Source organism: Psychrobacter sp. UBA6766 (assembly GCF_002453355.1).
GTDB lineage: Bacteria > Pseudomonadota > Gammaproteobacteria > Pseudomonadales > Moraxellaceae > Psychrobacter.
The window spans coordinates 16,678-33,324 of record NZ_DKGQ01000040.1; the positions used below are offsets into that span (position 1 = coordinate 16,678).

Genomic DNA, 16,647 nt, shown 5'->3' on the forward strand with positions numbered 1-16,647 from the left:
ATAGCTTGATGCTTTATTTATTTTACTTTTTAGCTTAACCTTTAAACCAAATCAACGTTCCAGCATTTTAAATTCGTAAAGTCCTTTTACCACGCTGACGCGATAAAAGCGCCTGGTAACCATTCTGGTTGAGTGTTTTTTGGCAACATGTCTTGAGTATGATGGTTCTTATTTTTAGCAGTATCGTAGGCAATCACATCAAAGCGGCACTCGTAGTTACTATATTCAGGATGCTGCTGCAAAAAGTAACGCGCTGCTTTGATAATTTTGTTTTGCTTATTTTTTGTCACGCTAAGGGCTGCATCACCAAATCCTGAACACTGCCGTTGACGCACTTCAATAAAGATAAGTATCGACCACGACTGCCCTTTTTCTATCATGATTAAGTCAAGCTCACCCACTTTTGGTTGCTGCCAATTTTGCGCCACCAATATCAAGCCTTGCGCTTGCAAAAACTCGCATGCCTGCCTCTCAAAACCCCTCCCTTGACGCTGGGTCGGTGAAGTCAGGCTTAAAGACTTATCATTTGCCATCACGTCTCTTTACTATCACATCTATAGGACAACGGAACATTTGAGAATTATCATAGCACATCATGATAAACTAACCACTTTCGTGTTTTAATAAGCGCTTTTAATACTCCGAGGTTTTCATGTCTAGCCCTACCGCGATCGCGATGCCCGCTTGTCTTTATATCGTTGCCACGCCCATTGGTAATATGAGCGACATGACACCGCATGCGATTGACGTTTTAAAACAAGTCGCTATTATTGCCTGCGAAGACACGCGCACCTCAGGCAAGCTGCTATCACATTTTGGCATTGATACCAGAGACAGTAAAGCTGACGACGAAAAAAATCCAGACTCTCTTAACTCTAATAATAACGCAGATAATCAGATTATAGATGCTGATAGCGCAACCAAGCAAAAAGGTCATAATAAGCTTTGGGCCTATCATGAACATAATAGCGCCATTCAAACCCCCAAAATCATTGAAATGATTCAGCAAGGTCATTCGGTTGCGCTGATTAGTGATGCTGGCACGCCGCTGATTAGCGATCCCGGTTATCAATTGGTGCAAGCCGCTCATGCTGCTGGTGTGAGAGTCTCCCCTATCATTGGTGCGTCTGCTGCTATTGCTGCGTTATCGGTTGCAGGATTGCCCTCAGACCGCTTTAGCTTTATTGGTTTTTTACCGGCCAAAACCCACGGTCGCCAAAAACAATTAACAGCGCTCAACTCACGTACCGAAACTTTGATATTTTATGAAGCACCGCACCGTATTATTGCCAGCTTAGAAGATATGGCTGCTATCTTTGGGCCAGAGCGCGAAGTGACGTTTTGCCGTGAATTGACCAAAACCTTTGAAACTGTGCATAAAAGCACGCTTGGCGAATTGGTTGAATTTGTCAAAGCCGATGACAATCAGCAACGCGGTGAAATCGTCGTGGTCGTCGCCGGGGAAAATATGGCGCAGAACGATGATGATATCAGTATCCACGATAAATTATTACAGCGCTTGTTAGAGGACTTATCGGTTAAAAAAGCCGCCGCTTTGGCCGCTGATATTACAGGCGTCAAAAAGAACGCGCTTTATCAGCGCCTGCTTGAACTACAAGCAGAATAGTTTGTGGTTATAAAAAATTAAGCGAAGCAGCCATAGATTAAGTACCAGAAAATTAAGTATTGATAAATTAAATGTCAGTAAATTAAGCACTGATAAATTCATTGAGGAGAGAGACAGAATGTACGATGTGATGGCGATAGGTAATGCCTTGGTTGACCACGAATATCTGCTGTCAGATGCAGCGCTAGAAGAAACTGACCTGACCAAAGGCAATATGACTCTAGCAGGACTGGAAGAGCAGCAGCAATTATTGGCATATTTTAAGTTAGCAGAGATTAAGCCATCAAAACAAGCGGGCGGTGGCTCGGCGGCGAATGCAATGTATGCCTTTGCAAGTTTGGGCGGCAAACCTTTTTATGCTTGCCGCGTCGGCGATGACAAGCAAGGCGAGTTTTACCTAAAAGACTTGCACGAAGCGGGCGTCGCTACCTCCCCGCAGTCGATTCATGCAGGCGGTGTGACTGGCTCATGTGTGGTAGCAGTGACCGAAGATGGTGAGCGTACCATGCAGACTTTCCTTGGTACCTCAAGCGATATCACCGCTGATAACGTCGATTTTGAAGCATTAACCCAAGCAGGCTGGTTGTATTTAGAAGGTTATTTAGCGATGTCCGAAGGGATTCAGCCTGCGATGAACAAACTACGCCAACAAGCCGGTATCCATGGTGCCAAAATCGCCGTCAGCTTTGCTGATCCTGCCGTGGTAAAATTTGCCAAAGAAGGCTTACTTAATATGCTTGGCAATAAAGTCGCGGTAATATTCTGTAATAGTGAAGAAGCCAAATTATTCACCGATAAAAAACAGCATAAAGCGGCGGCGCGAGCCTTACTTGAGCATTGTCAGACAGCGGTGGTTACCGATGGTGCAAATGGTGCCATCATCGCTCATAAGCCAAATGATGAGTCAGAAGTAGCGTTTTATGATATTCCGACGCCAGTCGTTGCCAATGTTATCGATACTAATGGCGCTGGTGATAACTACTCTGGCGCGTTTTTATATGCTTTATCGCAGCACTATAGTTTACCAGAATGTGGGCGACTTGCTAGCGAAATCGCTGCGCAGGTAATTCAGCAGTTTGGTCCACGTTTATCATCGCAAGAGTATCAAGATATCTCGCGCCGCGTTTTAACTGTTTAGCGGCTGAATTATTTGATTACTAAAGCGCTAAAATCTAAGTTTCTAAGTTTCTAAGTTTCTAAGTGCTTTAAACGGCATTTCTAGTTTACCCCTAATAAAAAACAGTGCTGCTGGGATCAATTTTGCGCAGCCCCTGGAGCGACGAAGTCGCACAGCAAGCAAGGAAAATTTGTACCAGTAGCACCTTATAATAGTTTCGCGCTTTTATTTAGGATTGCCTACAAAATTTTAGCATCTAATAAGCAAAAGCCCATATCATCGGATATGGGCTTTTTAGTATTCACTTATAAAATAGAAAAAAGATATTGCTTAGTTAAACAGCGGCAAGTGCTTGCTCTAAATCAGCTTTGATATCGTCAATGTGTTCAATACCGATGGATAGTCGTACCATATCATCACTAACGCCCGCGTTTTCTAGCTCTTGCTCATTCAGCTGACGATGGGTAGTCGTCGCTGGATGACAAGCAAGCGACTTAGCATCGCCGATGTTGACCAAGCGCGTAATCAGTTGCAGCGCATCAATAAAGCGCGCACCGGCTTCAAGACCTCCTTTTACCCCAAAAGTCAAAATAGCAGATGGCGTGCCCTTCATGTATTTTTTCGCAAGCTCATGCTCAGGATGATCTGGCAAACCGGCATACTTCACCCAAGCAACTTTATCGTGGTCACGAAGATATTCAGCAACCGCTTGGGCGTTTTGTACATGGCGCTCCATACGCAGACTTAAGGTTTCCATTCCTTGTAAGATACCAAAAGCATTTAGTGGGCTGATTGCTGCACCCGTATTACGCAGTGGCGCGACGCGAGCACGGGCGATAAAGGCTGCTGCGCCAACATCTTTGACAAAATTTACACCGTGATAGCTTTCATCTGGCGTGTTTAGTAATGGGAAGCGCTCAGGATAATCGCCCCAAGGGAAAGTTCCGCTATCAACAATCGCGCCACCAATTGAGGTGCCCGTACCGCTCATATATTTGGTCAATGAATGAATGACGATATCAGCGCCAAACTCAAATGGACGGCACAGCGCCGGCGTCGCAACCGTGCTATCTATCACTACTGGAACGCCATATTCATGGGCGATGTCACTCAGTGCTTGGATATCAACGATATTACCCAGTGGGTTACCGATACTTTCGGCAAAGACCATCTTGGTTTTATCATCGATTAAATCACGAATCGCTTTAGGGTTTTTATGGTCAAAAAAGCGGACTTCGATACCTTGACGCGGCAAAGCATGGGCAAATAAATTATAAGTACCGCCATATAAGGTCGATACGGCGACGATATTATCACCTGCCTCACAAATGGTTTGAATCGCATAAGTGATGGCCGCCATACCAGAGGCGACCGCAAGCGCCCCGATACCGCCTTCAAGGGCAGCAACGCGCTCTTCTAACACCGCCGTCGTTGGATTCATAATACGGGTGTAGATGTTGCCAGCAACTTTTAAATCAAATAAATCGGCGCCATGCTGGGTATTATCAAAGGCATACGAGCTGGTATGGTAAATAGGCACGGCGACCGCTTTGGTGGTTGGCTCGACGCTATAGCCGGCGTGAATGGCTAAGGTTTCAAGGCGCTGGGTATTCTGCTTAGCTGGTTGTCCGTCACTCATCAGGTGCTCCTAAAATTTCATGGGATATTTAGAGGGGTATTAATAGGTTATTAAACCCATATTTAATTTATCAAAAATGGTTATAACAAAAAGTCATAAAAAAAGCTGAGTTAATCATAACCCAGCTTCTTTATTAAAAGAATAGCAAATTTTTCATCTCTTAATGACAAGTATTCATAAGTAATATTTATAAGTCATAAAACCAATAACTAGATTTTTAGAAAATATCGCTCTTATTAATCTGCTTACTCATTGATTTTTATTTATGGATTTTTATTTATAGTAGGCGTTTTCAGTACGAGTATGGTCAGTTTCATCAATGACTTGCGTCAGCTCTGGAATTTGCTGTTTTAGCTGCACTTCAACGCCTTGACGTAAGGTCATATCAACCGCTGAACAGCCTTGACAACCACCGCCAAATTTTAATACCGCAGTCAAACCAACGCCTTCTTCTTCAATCAATTCGAGCAGTTGAACGTCACCGCCATGAGCAGCTAGGCTTGGGTTAATTTCAGACTGCAAGACATAGTTGATGCGTTCTTCGACGCTGGCATCGGCACCGACTTTTGGTACTTTTGAATTTGGTGCTCGGAAAGTCAGCTGGCCGCCAAAACGGTCTTTATTATAATCAATCACTGCATCTTCTAGATAAGGTACTGACGCCGCTTCAATAAAGGCCGAAAAATCATCATAGGTAAACTTTAAATCAGCGCTGTCTTCTTCGCCTGGCTGATTGTAAGCCATGCAGCACTCTGCACGCGGCGTGCCTGGATGCTCAACAAAAATACGAACACCAATGCCTTCTGTGCCTTGTTTAGCCAACAATTCTGCTAAGTAACCTTGGGCGGCTTCAGTGATGGTGATATTACTCTTAGCTTCCGTTTGCTTAGTATCTAACGCTGATTCGTAATCGACATCAGGTTCTATTTGAGTATCAGTTGGATTGTGTTCACTCATAATGCTTCCTATGTGTTATGACACAAGCGTTATATTGGCCACGGCTACTGTGTCGTCTGTGTATGGTTGGGACTAGAGCGTGTCCTCAACAATTCAATCGATGAACTTCTAAATAGGTTAAAAATGACGAAATTTAGTCATTTTTATCTCTATTTTTTAAATAAGGGCACGCCCCAATGAAATCATCATTTTGGCCTATCGTTTTATTGCTTTGAGCGTAATGACATTTCTTTATTCCTATTTATGGCCTCTATTATAGCGCACTTGATGCACAATTCCGACCGCACTAGTGTGAATTAGCAGGGGCTGTTTTAAGCGCTTATATTTTAAGCACTGATGTATTAAGCGATGGCTATTTTCAACAAGGCTCACTATAGTAAGCTGTCCCTATCTTCATAGTATATAAAGACGGTAAGCAGACTTATCAAGTCTATCGGGGTTGAATACGATGAATGCTTATAAAAATTTTTGAAAATTTAACAAAAGAATCTTAATTATCTTGAGAGGACGTTATGCTGATTGAGAATGTAAATTTTGTGACCACAAAAGATACCGTAAAAATCGCTATTTGGGAGATATTCGATAATGAAAGAACCCATCAACTCTCTAACAATGCTGCTAATAAAGGACAAAACATTTTCTTAACGCATGGCACTTTTTCAGATAAAAAAACCTGCTTAAGAATCGCCGAATATTTAGCAGGGTTTGGTCATCACTGCTATATCATGGAATGGCGCGGTCACGGTGCAAGCTCAATACCAACAGACAAATTTAACTTCGAAACCGTCGCAACCTATGATTTTGCCGTGACTTTTGATTACTTATTTAACGAATTAAAGCTAACTAATTTGCATTGCGTCACCCATAGCGGCGGCGGTGCTTGCTTAACGATGTTTCTCATCCAAAATCCGTATTATATCGATAAAATAAATAGCATTAGCATGTTTGCTTGCCAAGTGTATGGCGCGATAGTCAGTCCTAAAAATCATTTGAAAATTGTCGCCGCCAAACTATTTACGCGTCTATTTGATTATATTCCCGCCAAAAAACTCAAACTGGGACCCATCAATGAAAGCTACTTCACCATGAACCAATGGTATGAGTGGAATTTGCATAAAAACTTTCATAGCAGTTTTATTAAGCAAAAAAATATAGATGCTAATGGTGTTAAAAAAAGCGCTTTTAATAGTAGCGCTCGTCAACAAAATGTTGCTGACAGTGAGGTTTTTGATTACCGGCAACATATGCCAACGATTACCACACCCATTTATGCCATCAGTGCCAAGGGCGATAAATTTATCTCGCCAACTCAAGGTTGCTTATCGCTTTTTAACGACTTTAACCATCCTGCCAACAACAATTCTGCCAACGTTTTTCGCGAATACGCGCTCAGTCATGGCGACTTAGACGATTATACTCATAGCCGCGTCCTAAATAGCAGACCTGCCGCCAAAGAGATTTGGCCAACCGTCGCCGCGTGGATTGAGAAATATGCAGGATGAAGCGTAAAGGATAAGAATACATCTTCTAAAACTAACTTCACATAATATAACTGACTTGGGTGGATTGGCTGTTTAGACTGAATCGAACTCAATAATAAATTCAAAGGAGTTTTTTATGAAGTTATACATCATGCCGGGTGCTTGCTCAATGGTGCCGCATACCGCACTTGAATGGACAGGTGCAGATTATGCGCTGGAGATTTTAGATCAAGATTCGGTTAAATCAGAAGAATATTTGCGTATTAATCCGCAAGGGGCGGTGCCAGCTATCGTCGATGGCGACACTATCATTACTCAAAACATCGCCACCCAAGTCTATATTGATGCCACCTATCCCGATGCCAATATCTTTGGCTCAGATACCTCACCGGCTGGTAAAGGTGAAATGATGCACTGGTTAGGGTTTTTGAATGCCGATCTGCATAAAGCCTTTGCCCCGCTCTTTGGCCCTGAGGGCTTCGTCGAAGGCGATACAGCACAAGAAAGTTTAAAAGAAAAAGCTAAGGAAAAGATCGCGCATCTGCTCAGACTGCCTAACGAGCAACTCGGTAAGCACGACTACCTGACAGGCACTAAAACCACTGCTGATATTTATCTGTACGTCGCTTTAACTTGGTCTAAGAAGTTTAAGATTGATTTGTCTGACTATAAAAACCTTGATGCCTTTGTCAAACGTATTGAAGAAGATAAAGGTTTGACTGAAATCTTGCGTCAAGAAGGGTTAGAGAAAATTGGCTCGCTATAGGTTTTTATAACGACTCCTTTTTAGAGGAACCCTTTTAATGCCTTAGAAGGGTCTTTTCTTTTATAGTCAGCCTTAAATAAAAATAGTTGGTCTTAAATAAAATAAACACCACAATATGCGAAGACCGCCTCCACATCATTAGTGGCACAGCACTAAACATCTTTATACTTGTCAGCATGATATAGGCTGTGTCAGTATTAGCCTCTTTGAGTCATTTTGAATTGATAACAGTAGGTCAGGAGTTGGCAGTCATGAGTGAATCATTAGGACAAAGTTTCGATAAACAAAGTTCAGATAAAAAGAATAATAATAAAGACTATCGTTATTTGGTATTTATCGGGCGTTTCCAGCCGTTCCATTGTGGTCACAAAGCGGTGGTCGATGAGGCATTAAAACGTGCCGATAACGTCATTATGCTGATTGGCTCTGCCAACCTTCCGCGCAGTCTGCGAAATCCATTTAGTGTCGATGAACGGGTGGCGATGATAAAGAACGCCTACTCGCCAGCAGAAGCGGCGCGAATTCACTGCGTTGGCCTCGACGATGCGCTCTATAACGACACGCGCTGGCTGCAATATGTACAAGCGGGCGTTAAGTCCGTCACTGCCGATTTAGAAGGCGATATTGGGCTAATTGGTCATTCAAAAGACAGCTCATCTTATTATTTGTCTTTATTCCCCAATTGGGCGTCGGTTTCTGTGCCTAATTATCACAATTTATCCGCCACCCCTATTCGTGACAGTTACCTGATGGGCGCTACGCCAACGCCTGAGCGCACCCCTGAGTCAACCCGCAACGTTCTTGATAACTTTAAAAAGACCGACGCTTATCAAAATCTACATAAAGAAGCCGATTTTGTCGATAAATATAAAAGACAATGGGAGTCTGCGCCTTACCCGCCAACCTTTATGACCGCTGATGCTTTGGTTATCCAGTCAGGGCATATTTTATTGGTTGAGCGCCGTAGCATGCCGGGGCGCGGGCTTTGGGCATTGCCGGGCGGTTTTTTAAACCCAAAAGAAACCCTCTTTGATGCTTGTATCCGCGAGCTTCGCGAAGAAACGCGCCTTAAAGTTCCTGAACCGGTACTACGCGGCTCTTGTCATAGTCAGCATACCTTTGACGATCCTTATCGCTCGGCGCGTGGTCGTACGATTACTCAAGCCTTTTACTTTCAGCTAAAAAGCGACCCAAAAGGCTTGCCAAAAGTAAAAGGTGGCGACGATGCAGCCAAAGCTTTTTGGCTTCCGCTTGCAGAGCTTGATGCGACCATGATGTTTGAAGACCATTATGCAATTATCACCAAAATGGTTGGTTTGTAGATCTTTATCAGGCGACTATTCAATTTCTATTCACTATTTTCCACGCCAGCGCTGATAGACGGCAATGGCTCACCGCTGCAGCGGTTATTTAAAAAACAGCTGCGACATCTCAAAGCAGAGGAGTTCTGTGATGTATACTAGCAATTTAAACAATTCAATCTTAAATAGCGACAGCTATAAAACCTCGCACTGGGTGCAATATCCAAGCGGTAGCGAGTATCTGTCAAGCTACATCGAGGCGCGTAAAGGCGACTACGAAGTGGTGTTTTTTGGCTTACAAGCCTTTATTAAAGAATATCTAAGCACCCCCATTACCCATCAAGATATCGATGAGGCGGAAATGGTCATTCAAGCGCACGGCTTGACCTTTAATCGTGCTGGTTGGGAGCTATTGGTCGATAAGCATAACGGCTATCTGCCACTGCGCATCGAAGCCATTCCTGAAGGCAGCGTGGTGCCAGTATCCAATGTGGTTTGCCAAATCATCAATACTGACCCTGAGTTTTATTGGCTTCCAAGCTATCTCGAAACGGCATTACTGCGGGCGATTTGGTATCCCTCAACCGTCGCTAGCGTCTCGCACTATTGCAAAGGCATTATTCGTCAGGCATTAGAAAAGTCTGCCGACAATACTGAGTCGCTGATTTTCCGTTTGCATGACTTTGGTTCGCGCGGTGCGTCTAGTCAAGAATCTGTGGCCCTTGGTAGCCTTGCCCATTTGGTGAACTTTGCTGGAACCGACTCGATGACGGCCTTGGTTGCCGCCAGTCGCTGGTATCACATGGACAAAGAAATGGCAGCCTTTTCTATCCCTGCCGCTGAGCATAGCACCATGACGGCGTGGGGACGCGATGGAGAAACTGCCGCCTTTGCCAATATGATTGAGCAGTTTGGCGGCGCAGGCAAAAGTTTTTCGGTGGTGTCCGACAGCTACGACTTATGGAACGCCATTGACAATATTTGGGGCGGCAGCCTAAAAGATGACGTCAAAACTATGGGCGGTACCTTAGTTATCCGACCAGATAGTGGCGATCCTGCTAAGGTCGTGCGTGAAGCGCTGGAACGTTTGGCCGTAAAATTTGGCACGACCATCAATAGTAAGGGTTATAAAGTGCTGCCTAATTATGTTCGCGTTATCCAGGGCGACGGTATCAGCCCGCAAAGCTTAGGCAAAATTATTGATGTAATCTTAAAAGCAGGCTTCAGCGCTGAAAACGTAACCTTCGGCATGGGCGGCGGCTTATTGCAGCAAGTCAACCGCGACACCATGAGCTGGGCGATGAAAGCCAGTGCCATCTCTATCGATGGCGTTTGGAAAGACATCTATAAAGACCCCGTCACCAGCCGTTCGAAACGCTCAAAAAAAGGTCGTTTGGCACTCATAAAAAATAACGATGGGACATTAAAGACTATTAAAGCTGAAGATTTAGCCGCTGATACAGACAACCTACTACGCAATGTTTATCTTAATGGTAAATTGTTAATTGAAGACAATCTCACCACGATTCGGGAGCGCGCAGGATGGTAGATACCAATAAAATGACAGCAGTGGCAAGAGATGTGCTTCTCGCGCCTATATATCTTTATCAAGGTCGAAAAATCAAGCGCGATACCGTGCGCCTGCCTGAACCAAATGGCGACAGACACGGTTGGGTTCAACTAAATAGCGTAACTGATGCCTCAAATGACGATAGCAAGAAGTTGTTAACTGTAATGGTCGTCGGTGATTCAGCGGCGGCTGGCGTCGGTAGTCAGACGCAGCAAGAGGCGCTGGTTGGTCATTTGATACCTATTTTGACCGAGCAACCCGCCATCCAAAGTGCTTTTGATACATTAAACTGGTCGTTGCAAGCGACCACAGGGCATACTAGCTTTGATATCTTGCGCAGGCTTTATGTATTGCCTGCGCCAAGCCAGACTATCGATGTGATGGTATTAAGTGTCGGCGTTAATGACACCACATCTAAAGTCTCTGCGGCTCAATGGCAACAGCAAATTGAAAATATCATTGCTATCGCCCAACGCAAATTTGGGGTACGCGAGCTGGTTTTTTTAAGCTTACCGCCAATGGCACAAATGCCAGCAATTCCGGCACCGTTAAATAACTTCGTTGGTGCCAAAGCCGCTATCCTTGATAATAGCTTGCAGCAAATTTGTGCCGCTCATGACAATGTCACCTATATGGCAACGGACTTTGCGCGCATGATAGAAGAACACTCTAACGGCACGCCGATCGATATCAGAGTGATGTTTGCCAGTGACGGTTTTCACCCGAGCAGTTTGATGTATGGTTATTGGGCCGAGCAAGTGGCAGAGCTGATTGTAACACTACTTGATTCTTCCTCCAATTAACCCAAAAATAAAGCAAAAAAAACCGCTGATCATTCAGCGGTTTTTTTTGGCTTAGCAAAAGACTGCTTAGCGATATATATTTATACCATAAGTATAAATTATTCAGCAGAATCAGCAGCTTTCTTGCTACGACCACCAAACGCACCAAAACGTTTGTTGAAGCTTGCAACACGGCCTTCAGTAGACGTTTTACGTTGTTCGCCAGTATAGAATGGATGCGACGCACTTGAGATATCAAGTGGGTAGTATGGGTATTCTTTACCTTCGTATTCACGAGTGGCTTTGGTATTAACGGTTGAGCGAGTTAAGAAAAACACGTCAGCGTTGGTATCATGGAACAAAACTTCTTGGTAATTAGGATGGATATCTTTACGCATAATAAACTCTCTATGTCCGATGTATGTACAGCGCTTTTGCTTAATGGCATTTTGACTATCAAGCACACTAACACACGTAACTGAGGCACTAAGGACATCTGTCAGTCTGGCAATTACGTCACTGGCTTATTCCAGCACCCAACACCACACCGCTGCTCACTTAGCCTTTCCCCAGCGGGAAAATCAAACCGCGATTTTAACGGTTTTTGCCGCTCGATGCAAGCCGCTTCTATGACAAGAAGGTATGCTAAGTACTTATACAACTATAACAATTTTTTAATAAATGTTATCCGCAACCCATTAAAAAAGCAGCTATATTCAGCCGCTTTTTATTTCTATGTAAATGATTTTACATTATTTGGTTTTGACGATATGCCAAACGCCAAGTTTGTTGTCGCCATCTTTATCGCCAACCTTGGTATCATTGGCATAAAAGTATAACGGCTTACCATTCATCGCCCACTGATACTTGCCATCTTCACGTTTAAAGGCGGCGAACTGCCCTGACGCCTTGGCATTACTCGGTGCCAAAAACGCTGGCCAAGCAACCAGACAAGCTGAGCCGCACTCTGATTTATTCATAGAATCTTTATCAAAGGTATAGAGGGTCATATGATTGGTTGCATCGACCAACATACCGTTTTTACTGGCAACTGGCGCGGTGTTTTTGGTGGTTGATTTCACATCGTGCATACCAGAATCGTCTTTGCCAATCATGTTGTTAAAAGTAGAGCAACCGCTAAGCGCTAGTGTGCCAGAAATGACCGATAGAATAAGTAGGTGTTTCATAATAACTTCCTTGTTATAGTAAAAATAATTAAAAGTACGATTCATTTTTTCATCGCCGTCAGCAGCTTTAAACTTTTAGAAATCTTATTGTTGAAATCTTGATAGTTGAAACAGCTTTATGCTGACATCAATTTGTTTTTAATATTTTTCGATTCTTAATATTTCTATTCCTGTTTCTAAGCGTTTTTAATATAACATAGACATGACAGCAGGCGTTTCTATGGTTATATAAATTTACAAAAGCGTATACAGACCACCAACGAAGTAAACCAAAGCCCCTCATTTCATAAGAAAATTTCCATGATGCTGATGCTTTCATTAGTCCTTTTTCATCGCTTCTTTTGTAGCTTATTCATTGACAAAACTCATGCAGCAACTTACTTATTTACCGTCATATAAATGTTAGTTTTTCGTAGAATAACGCTATAGAAATTAAGAATGACTAAACAATAATAAATGTGACTATGGCGCCTTAAGATAAATATTGAACTTATACCCCGCTGCACGCATATCAATGTCCTATCTAACGACCAACTGTCTATAAATAAATTAGTAAATGAATACGCCGTGCATGTTCTGATAATAGGAATGCGCCTAAGGATATAATAACGACAATGACATACTCTTTTTCAACAAATCAAGCCCCTTCCACCAAACGGGTTGGTATTCTCGGCGGCGGCACGGCTGGAGCAACCATTGCAATTCGCCTCGCGGCATTAGGACTTGAGACCTATTTATTTGAAAAAAACAAATCGTTAATTGACGGCCCGCCAATGTGCCATTTACATGCGGGCGGCAATCTTTACCGTGAAATTCCTGACGAAGATTGCGTCGCATTGCTTAAACAGTGCATCGATATTTTGCGACTTTATCCTTATACCATCGATGTTCGCCCGACGGTATTTGCCGTGCCGACGCGCGATGAAGGTTTGCCCGAAGACTTGCTACCGCGACTTGATATTCTGACTGATGCTTATCGTAAGCTTATCGAACTAGATGCCAATAACAAGGTGCTTGGTGATCCTGAAAACTACTATCAGCTATACAGCCACGAACAATTGATTGAGCTGTCCGAGCGTGAGCAAGTAGCGGTACCGCACACGGTTGATGAATGGATGATTCCAGTCGCTAAGTATTTGGACCTAAATAAAGTTAAGTTTCCGCTGATTGTGGTGCAAGAGTACGGCTGGAATATCTTTCGTTTGGCGGCTTCAGCACAGTTGGCATTAGAAGGGTATGAGCATGCGCACGTGTTTACCGATACTCAGGTCCAGCAAGTCATGCCTGTCGATTGTGAAAACTGCTCAAACGCTGACCATCATGTCACCAAGTGGCGCATCGATTATCAGCAATCGGCGAGCTCGGATATCGAAGCTAAAACGGATTCTATCGAAGTCGATTACTTAATCAATGCTTGTGGTTTTCGTACTGGCATCATCGATGATATGGTCGGCGTCAAAGTCACGCGCATGGTTGAATTTAAATCGTCTTATATTACTCATTGGAATGATACGGGCGGACAGATTCCTGAGATTATCGTTTATGGCGAGCGCGGCACTCCTGAAGGAATGGCGCAACTAACACCGTATCCCGGTGGTTATTTTCAAATACATGGCATGAGTAAATTTATCACGCTATTTAATGATGGTTTGGTCGCTTCTAATAAGAACAGCGCCCAACCGAAATTGCCGTCGCAATACTTACATTATATCGAAGATGGCTGGGATAAAGCGCCATTACAAGCGCGTAGCCAGCAAGCAATTGATTATGTTGCTGAGTTTGTTCCGACCTTTAACAGCGCCCGTACTGTCGGCAATGCGCTCTATGGGGGGCAGCAAATACCTGGTCAGGACGATACGTTGCGCGTTGCCGACGTAAGCTTGTACTCTAATATCCGCTATGCGCGCGCCGAAAATGTTAAAGCTTCATCAACCTTGATAGCGGCCGATCAAATCGTCGATGAATTGACGACACTAGGGTTAGCTGATAATGATACACAAGCAAACCGTAATCGTTATGCCCATGAGTGGGCGTATTTGGCGCACAATGATAGCTTAGCAATTGATAGCGTTGCCCGTAGTTTAGCTAAGGAGCGCGGCTTTCCAATAGCAATGGCATGCGTAAATCATGGTATTCATGAGACAATTTAAACACTGATGAAATGTAAGCTATTACAGCGGCTATTTACGAAACCTTTAGTTTGTTCAACTTAAAATAGGTTGTTCAATTTAAAATAAATATCAGCGCTAAAAATCACGTAAAAAAAGAAGAGCAAGGCTAATAATAAACCCTGCTCTCCTTTTTTATATAAAAGCATTTATAGACAAAAAGACATACTTTTTTAATTACCAGCCATTTTTTCAGTATCGACCGCATCGTCTATTCTTACCAAAGTTTTTAATAGGTCAATCGCTTCATTGATGGTATTGCACACCACCAAACGCTCAAGGTCTTGTTGCTTCATAAACCCTTGCTCCGCCGTATATTGTAAATGTTCAATCATACAGTCATAAAAACCATTGATATTCAGGATAATCATCGGTTTTTCATGCTGGTATAGCTGGCGCCATGTGGCAATTTCCATAATTTCTTCTAGTGTTCCAAGCCCGCCCGGCAAGGTAATAAAGGCATCGGCATATTCTGCCATCACTGTTTTACGGGTGTGCATGGTGTCGGTTAAATGCAGACGCGTCAGCTGCTCATGGGCAATCTCGTGTTTGAGCATAAAGGTTGGAATCACGCCGACCGCTTCTGCTCCGCCTTTGATGACTTCATCAGCGACTGCGCCCATCAGCCCGATGCTCGCGCCGCCGTAAACCAAACCCAGACCGTTATCAGCAAGCGCACTACCCAACTCGCGGGCGGCTTGTTCGTAAACTTCGCTATTACCCAAACGTGACCCACAGTAAACCGCAACTAGTGGCATCGTTAAAGATGATTTATCTACCGCTTTTTCAATATTGGTAATATCTTGACTGGTAATAACTTCATAGGTGTCATTGTTAATTTTCATTTGCATAGAGTTTCCTTAATTTTATATCACTTGTTCTTATTAAATACTGAGCTATTAAAACATGATTAGTTATAAGTGTTGTTTTTTTGATGTGTATTAATTGGTAAAAATGAATCAGGTAGAACTGGCGCATAGAACTTAGAAGTCATTTTCGCTAACCTTCTTAATTAAGATTTATTTTACCATAAGCACGAATATCACGCGGTCATACCACCGTTAGCCTCTGTCTTAAACAGCTTATCATTACGCAACTACTACATGCTGAACACTGAGCCTTAAACGCTTATCACCTATAGAATATTTTCAGGTAATCAAAGTAATTACCGATAAAAATTACAATCACCTATTAAGGTTAAACCATGGAAAACACGCAGCCGCAAATAGCAAATTACTCACTGAGCATCATGACTGAGCGCAATCGCGCGTTGGCAGCGACGGTTTATCGCTCTAAAAACGAGATAAAAGTCGCAGTCATGATTGCGCCAGCGACGGGGATTAAACGTCAGTTTTATCATAATTTTGCTACTTACCTAGCTGAGCAAGGCTTTGGTGTATTGACCTTTGATAATGAAGGCATTGGCGAATCGCTTACCACCGAGTTGACTAAATGCGATGCCTCTTTAATCAGCTGGGGTCGCCACGACATGCCAGCCATCCTTGATGCCTTGCAGGATGAATTTGCCGCTGCGACTTACCATTTAATTGGTCATAGCGCAGGTGGTCAGCTGATTGGTTTGATGCCAAATTATAAGGCTATCACCTCAGTGTTTAATGTTGCCTGCTCGTCAGGGCAAATCAGCAATATGGACATGCCGTATAAGCTTAAAGCCATGGGCTTTATGGATGCTTTTATTCCCCTTACCAACTTGGCGTTAGGCTACACGCCAGCGGATAAAATTGGCATGGGCGAACCATTACCGCGCGGCGTCGCTAGGCAATGGCGCGAATGGTGTAACGGCGCAGGCTATATCAAGACTGCCTTTGGTAAAAGTGTGCAAACACATTTTTATGATGATATAACGACACCATCTTTATGGCTTGGCTTTAGCGATGACGAGATTGCCAATAGCACAAATATGGATGACATGATCCGCGTCTTTAGCAAGATGCCTGTTGAAAAACGCTTTTTTGAACCAAAAGAGTTTGGTTTAAACAGTATCGGTCATATGCGTTATTTTAGTCGCAAAACTCATGTAAAAGCGCCTGA

General features: G+C 43.4%; 15 protein-coding genes. 9 read left to right on the forward strand and 6 right to left on the reverse strand.

Annotated elements, in window-relative coordinates; genetic code table 11:
• Positions 1 to 86: 86 nt before the first annotated feature.
• Positions 87 to 533, reverse strand: a complete 447-nt coding sequence (locus B4K26_RS08875; protein WP_296244921.1) for a YraN family protein — start codon at positions 531 to 533, stop codon at positions 87 to 89.
• A 119-nt stretch (positions 534 to 652) separates the two neighbouring features.
• On the opposite strand from B4K26_RS08875, the gene rsmI reads away from it, so the two are divergent.
• Positions 653 to 1,627: a 16S rRNA (cytidine(1402)-2'-O)-methyltransferase gene (gene rsmI / locus B4K26_RS08880; RefSeq protein WP_296244922.1), complete on the forward strand. Its 975-nt coding sequence runs from the start codon at positions 653 to 655 to the stop codon at positions 1,625 to 1,627.
• A 118-nt stretch (positions 1,628 to 1,745) separates the two neighbouring features.
• Entirely contained in the window at positions 1,746 to 2,765 is a 1,020-nt protein-coding gene (locus B4K26_RS08885; RefSeq protein WP_296244923.1) for an adenosine kinase, read from the forward strand.
• A gap of 313 nt (positions 2,766 to 3,078) precedes the next feature.
• On the opposite strand, the gene B4K26_RS08890 is transcribed toward B4K26_RS08885, so the two are convergent.
• On the reverse strand, positions 3,079 to 4,383 hold the full coding sequence (locus B4K26_RS08890; RefSeq protein ID WP_296244924.1) for an O-acetylhomoserine aminocarboxypropyltransferase/cysteine synthase family protein: 1,305 nt from the start codon (positions 4,381 to 4,383) through the stop codon (positions 3,079 to 3,081).
• A gap of 273 nt (positions 4,384 to 4,656) precedes the next feature.
• The gene (gene nfuA / locus B4K26_RS08895) at positions 4,657 to 5,340 is read right to left on the reverse strand and encodes a Fe-S biogenesis protein NfuA (RefSeq protein ID WP_296244925.1); all 684 of its coding nucleotides are present in this window, start codon (positions 5,338 to 5,340) and stop codon (positions 4,657 to 4,659) included.
• Positions 5,341 to 5,876: 536 nt separating this feature from the next.
• On the opposite strand from nfuA, the gene B4K26_RS08900 reads away from it, so the two are divergent.
• The 5 genes from B4K26_RS08900 (at position 5,877) to B4K26_RS08920 (ending at position 11,261) form a co-directional block, all read left to right on the forward strand.
• Complete coding sequence (locus B4K26_RS08900) at positions 5,877 to 6,842, forward strand: alpha/beta fold hydrolase (protein ID WP_296244926.1); 966 nt, start codon at positions 5,877 to 5,879, stop codon at positions 6,840 to 6,842.
• Between the two features lie 115 nt (positions 6,843 to 6,957).
• Positions 6,958 to 7,587 (forward strand): glutathione S-transferase family protein, encoded by a 630-nt coding sequence (locus B4K26_RS08905; protein WP_296244928.1) that lies wholly within the window; start codon positions 6,958 to 6,960, stop codon positions 7,585 to 7,587.
• Between the two features lie 251 nt (positions 7,588 to 7,838).
• A complete protein-coding gene (locus tag B4K26_RS08910; protein WP_296244929.1) occupies positions 7,839 to 8,909 on the forward strand; it encodes a bifunctional nicotinamide-nucleotide adenylyltransferase/Nudix hydroxylase in 1,071 nt (356 codons plus the stop codon).
• 130 nt (positions 8,910 to 9,039) lie between these two features.
• The gene (locus B4K26_RS08915) at positions 9,040 to 10,437 is read left to right on the forward strand and encodes a nicotinate phosphoribosyltransferase (RefSeq protein ID WP_296244930.1); all 1,398 of its coding nucleotides are present in this window, start codon (positions 9,040 to 9,042) and stop codon (positions 10,435 to 10,437) included.
• A complete protein-coding gene (locus tag B4K26_RS08920) occupies positions 10,431 to 11,261 on the forward strand; it encodes an SGNH/GDSL hydrolase family protein (RefSeq protein WP_296244931.1) in 831 nt (276 codons plus the stop codon). Before B4K26_RS08915 ends, B4K26_RS08920 begins: the two co-directional genes overlap by 7 nt.
• 98 nt (positions 11,262 to 11,359) lie before the next feature.
• Here B4K26_RS08920 and B4K26_RS08925 read toward each other — a convergent pair whose 3' ends face one another.
• Positions 11,360 to 11,638 (reverse strand): type B 50S ribosomal protein L31, encoded by a 279-nt coding sequence (locus tag B4K26_RS08925; RefSeq protein WP_068405148.1) that lies wholly within the window; start codon positions 11,636 to 11,638, stop codon positions 11,360 to 11,362.
• A gap of 354 nt (positions 11,639 to 11,992) precedes the next feature.
• Positions 11,993 to 12,427, reverse strand: coding sequence for a hypothetical protein (locus B4K26_RS08930; protein ID WP_296244932.1), 435 nt, complete (start codon positions 12,425 to 12,427; stop codon positions 11,993 to 11,995).
• Between the two features lie 614 nt (positions 12,428 to 13,041).
• Here B4K26_RS08930 and B4K26_RS08935 point away from each other — a divergent pair.
• Complete coding sequence (locus B4K26_RS08935; RefSeq protein ID WP_296244933.1) at positions 13,042 to 14,577, forward strand: FAD-dependent oxidoreductase; 1,536 nt, start codon at positions 13,042 to 13,044, stop codon at positions 14,575 to 14,577.
• A gap of 191 nt (positions 14,578 to 14,768) precedes the next feature.
• Here B4K26_RS08935 and B4K26_RS08940 read toward each other — a convergent pair whose 3' ends face one another.
• Positions 14,769 to 15,446, reverse strand: coding sequence for a TIGR00730 family Rossman fold protein (locus B4K26_RS08940; RefSeq protein WP_296244935.1), 678 nt, complete (start codon positions 15,444 to 15,446; stop codon positions 14,769 to 14,771).
• Positions 15,447 to 15,799: 353 nt separating this feature from the next.
• On the opposite strand from B4K26_RS08940, the gene B4K26_RS08945 reads away from it, so the two are divergent.
• Positions 15,800 to 16,647: alpha/beta fold hydrolase (locus tag B4K26_RS08945; protein ID WP_296244936.1), on the forward strand; the 848-nt coding region annotated here is incomplete at its 3' end.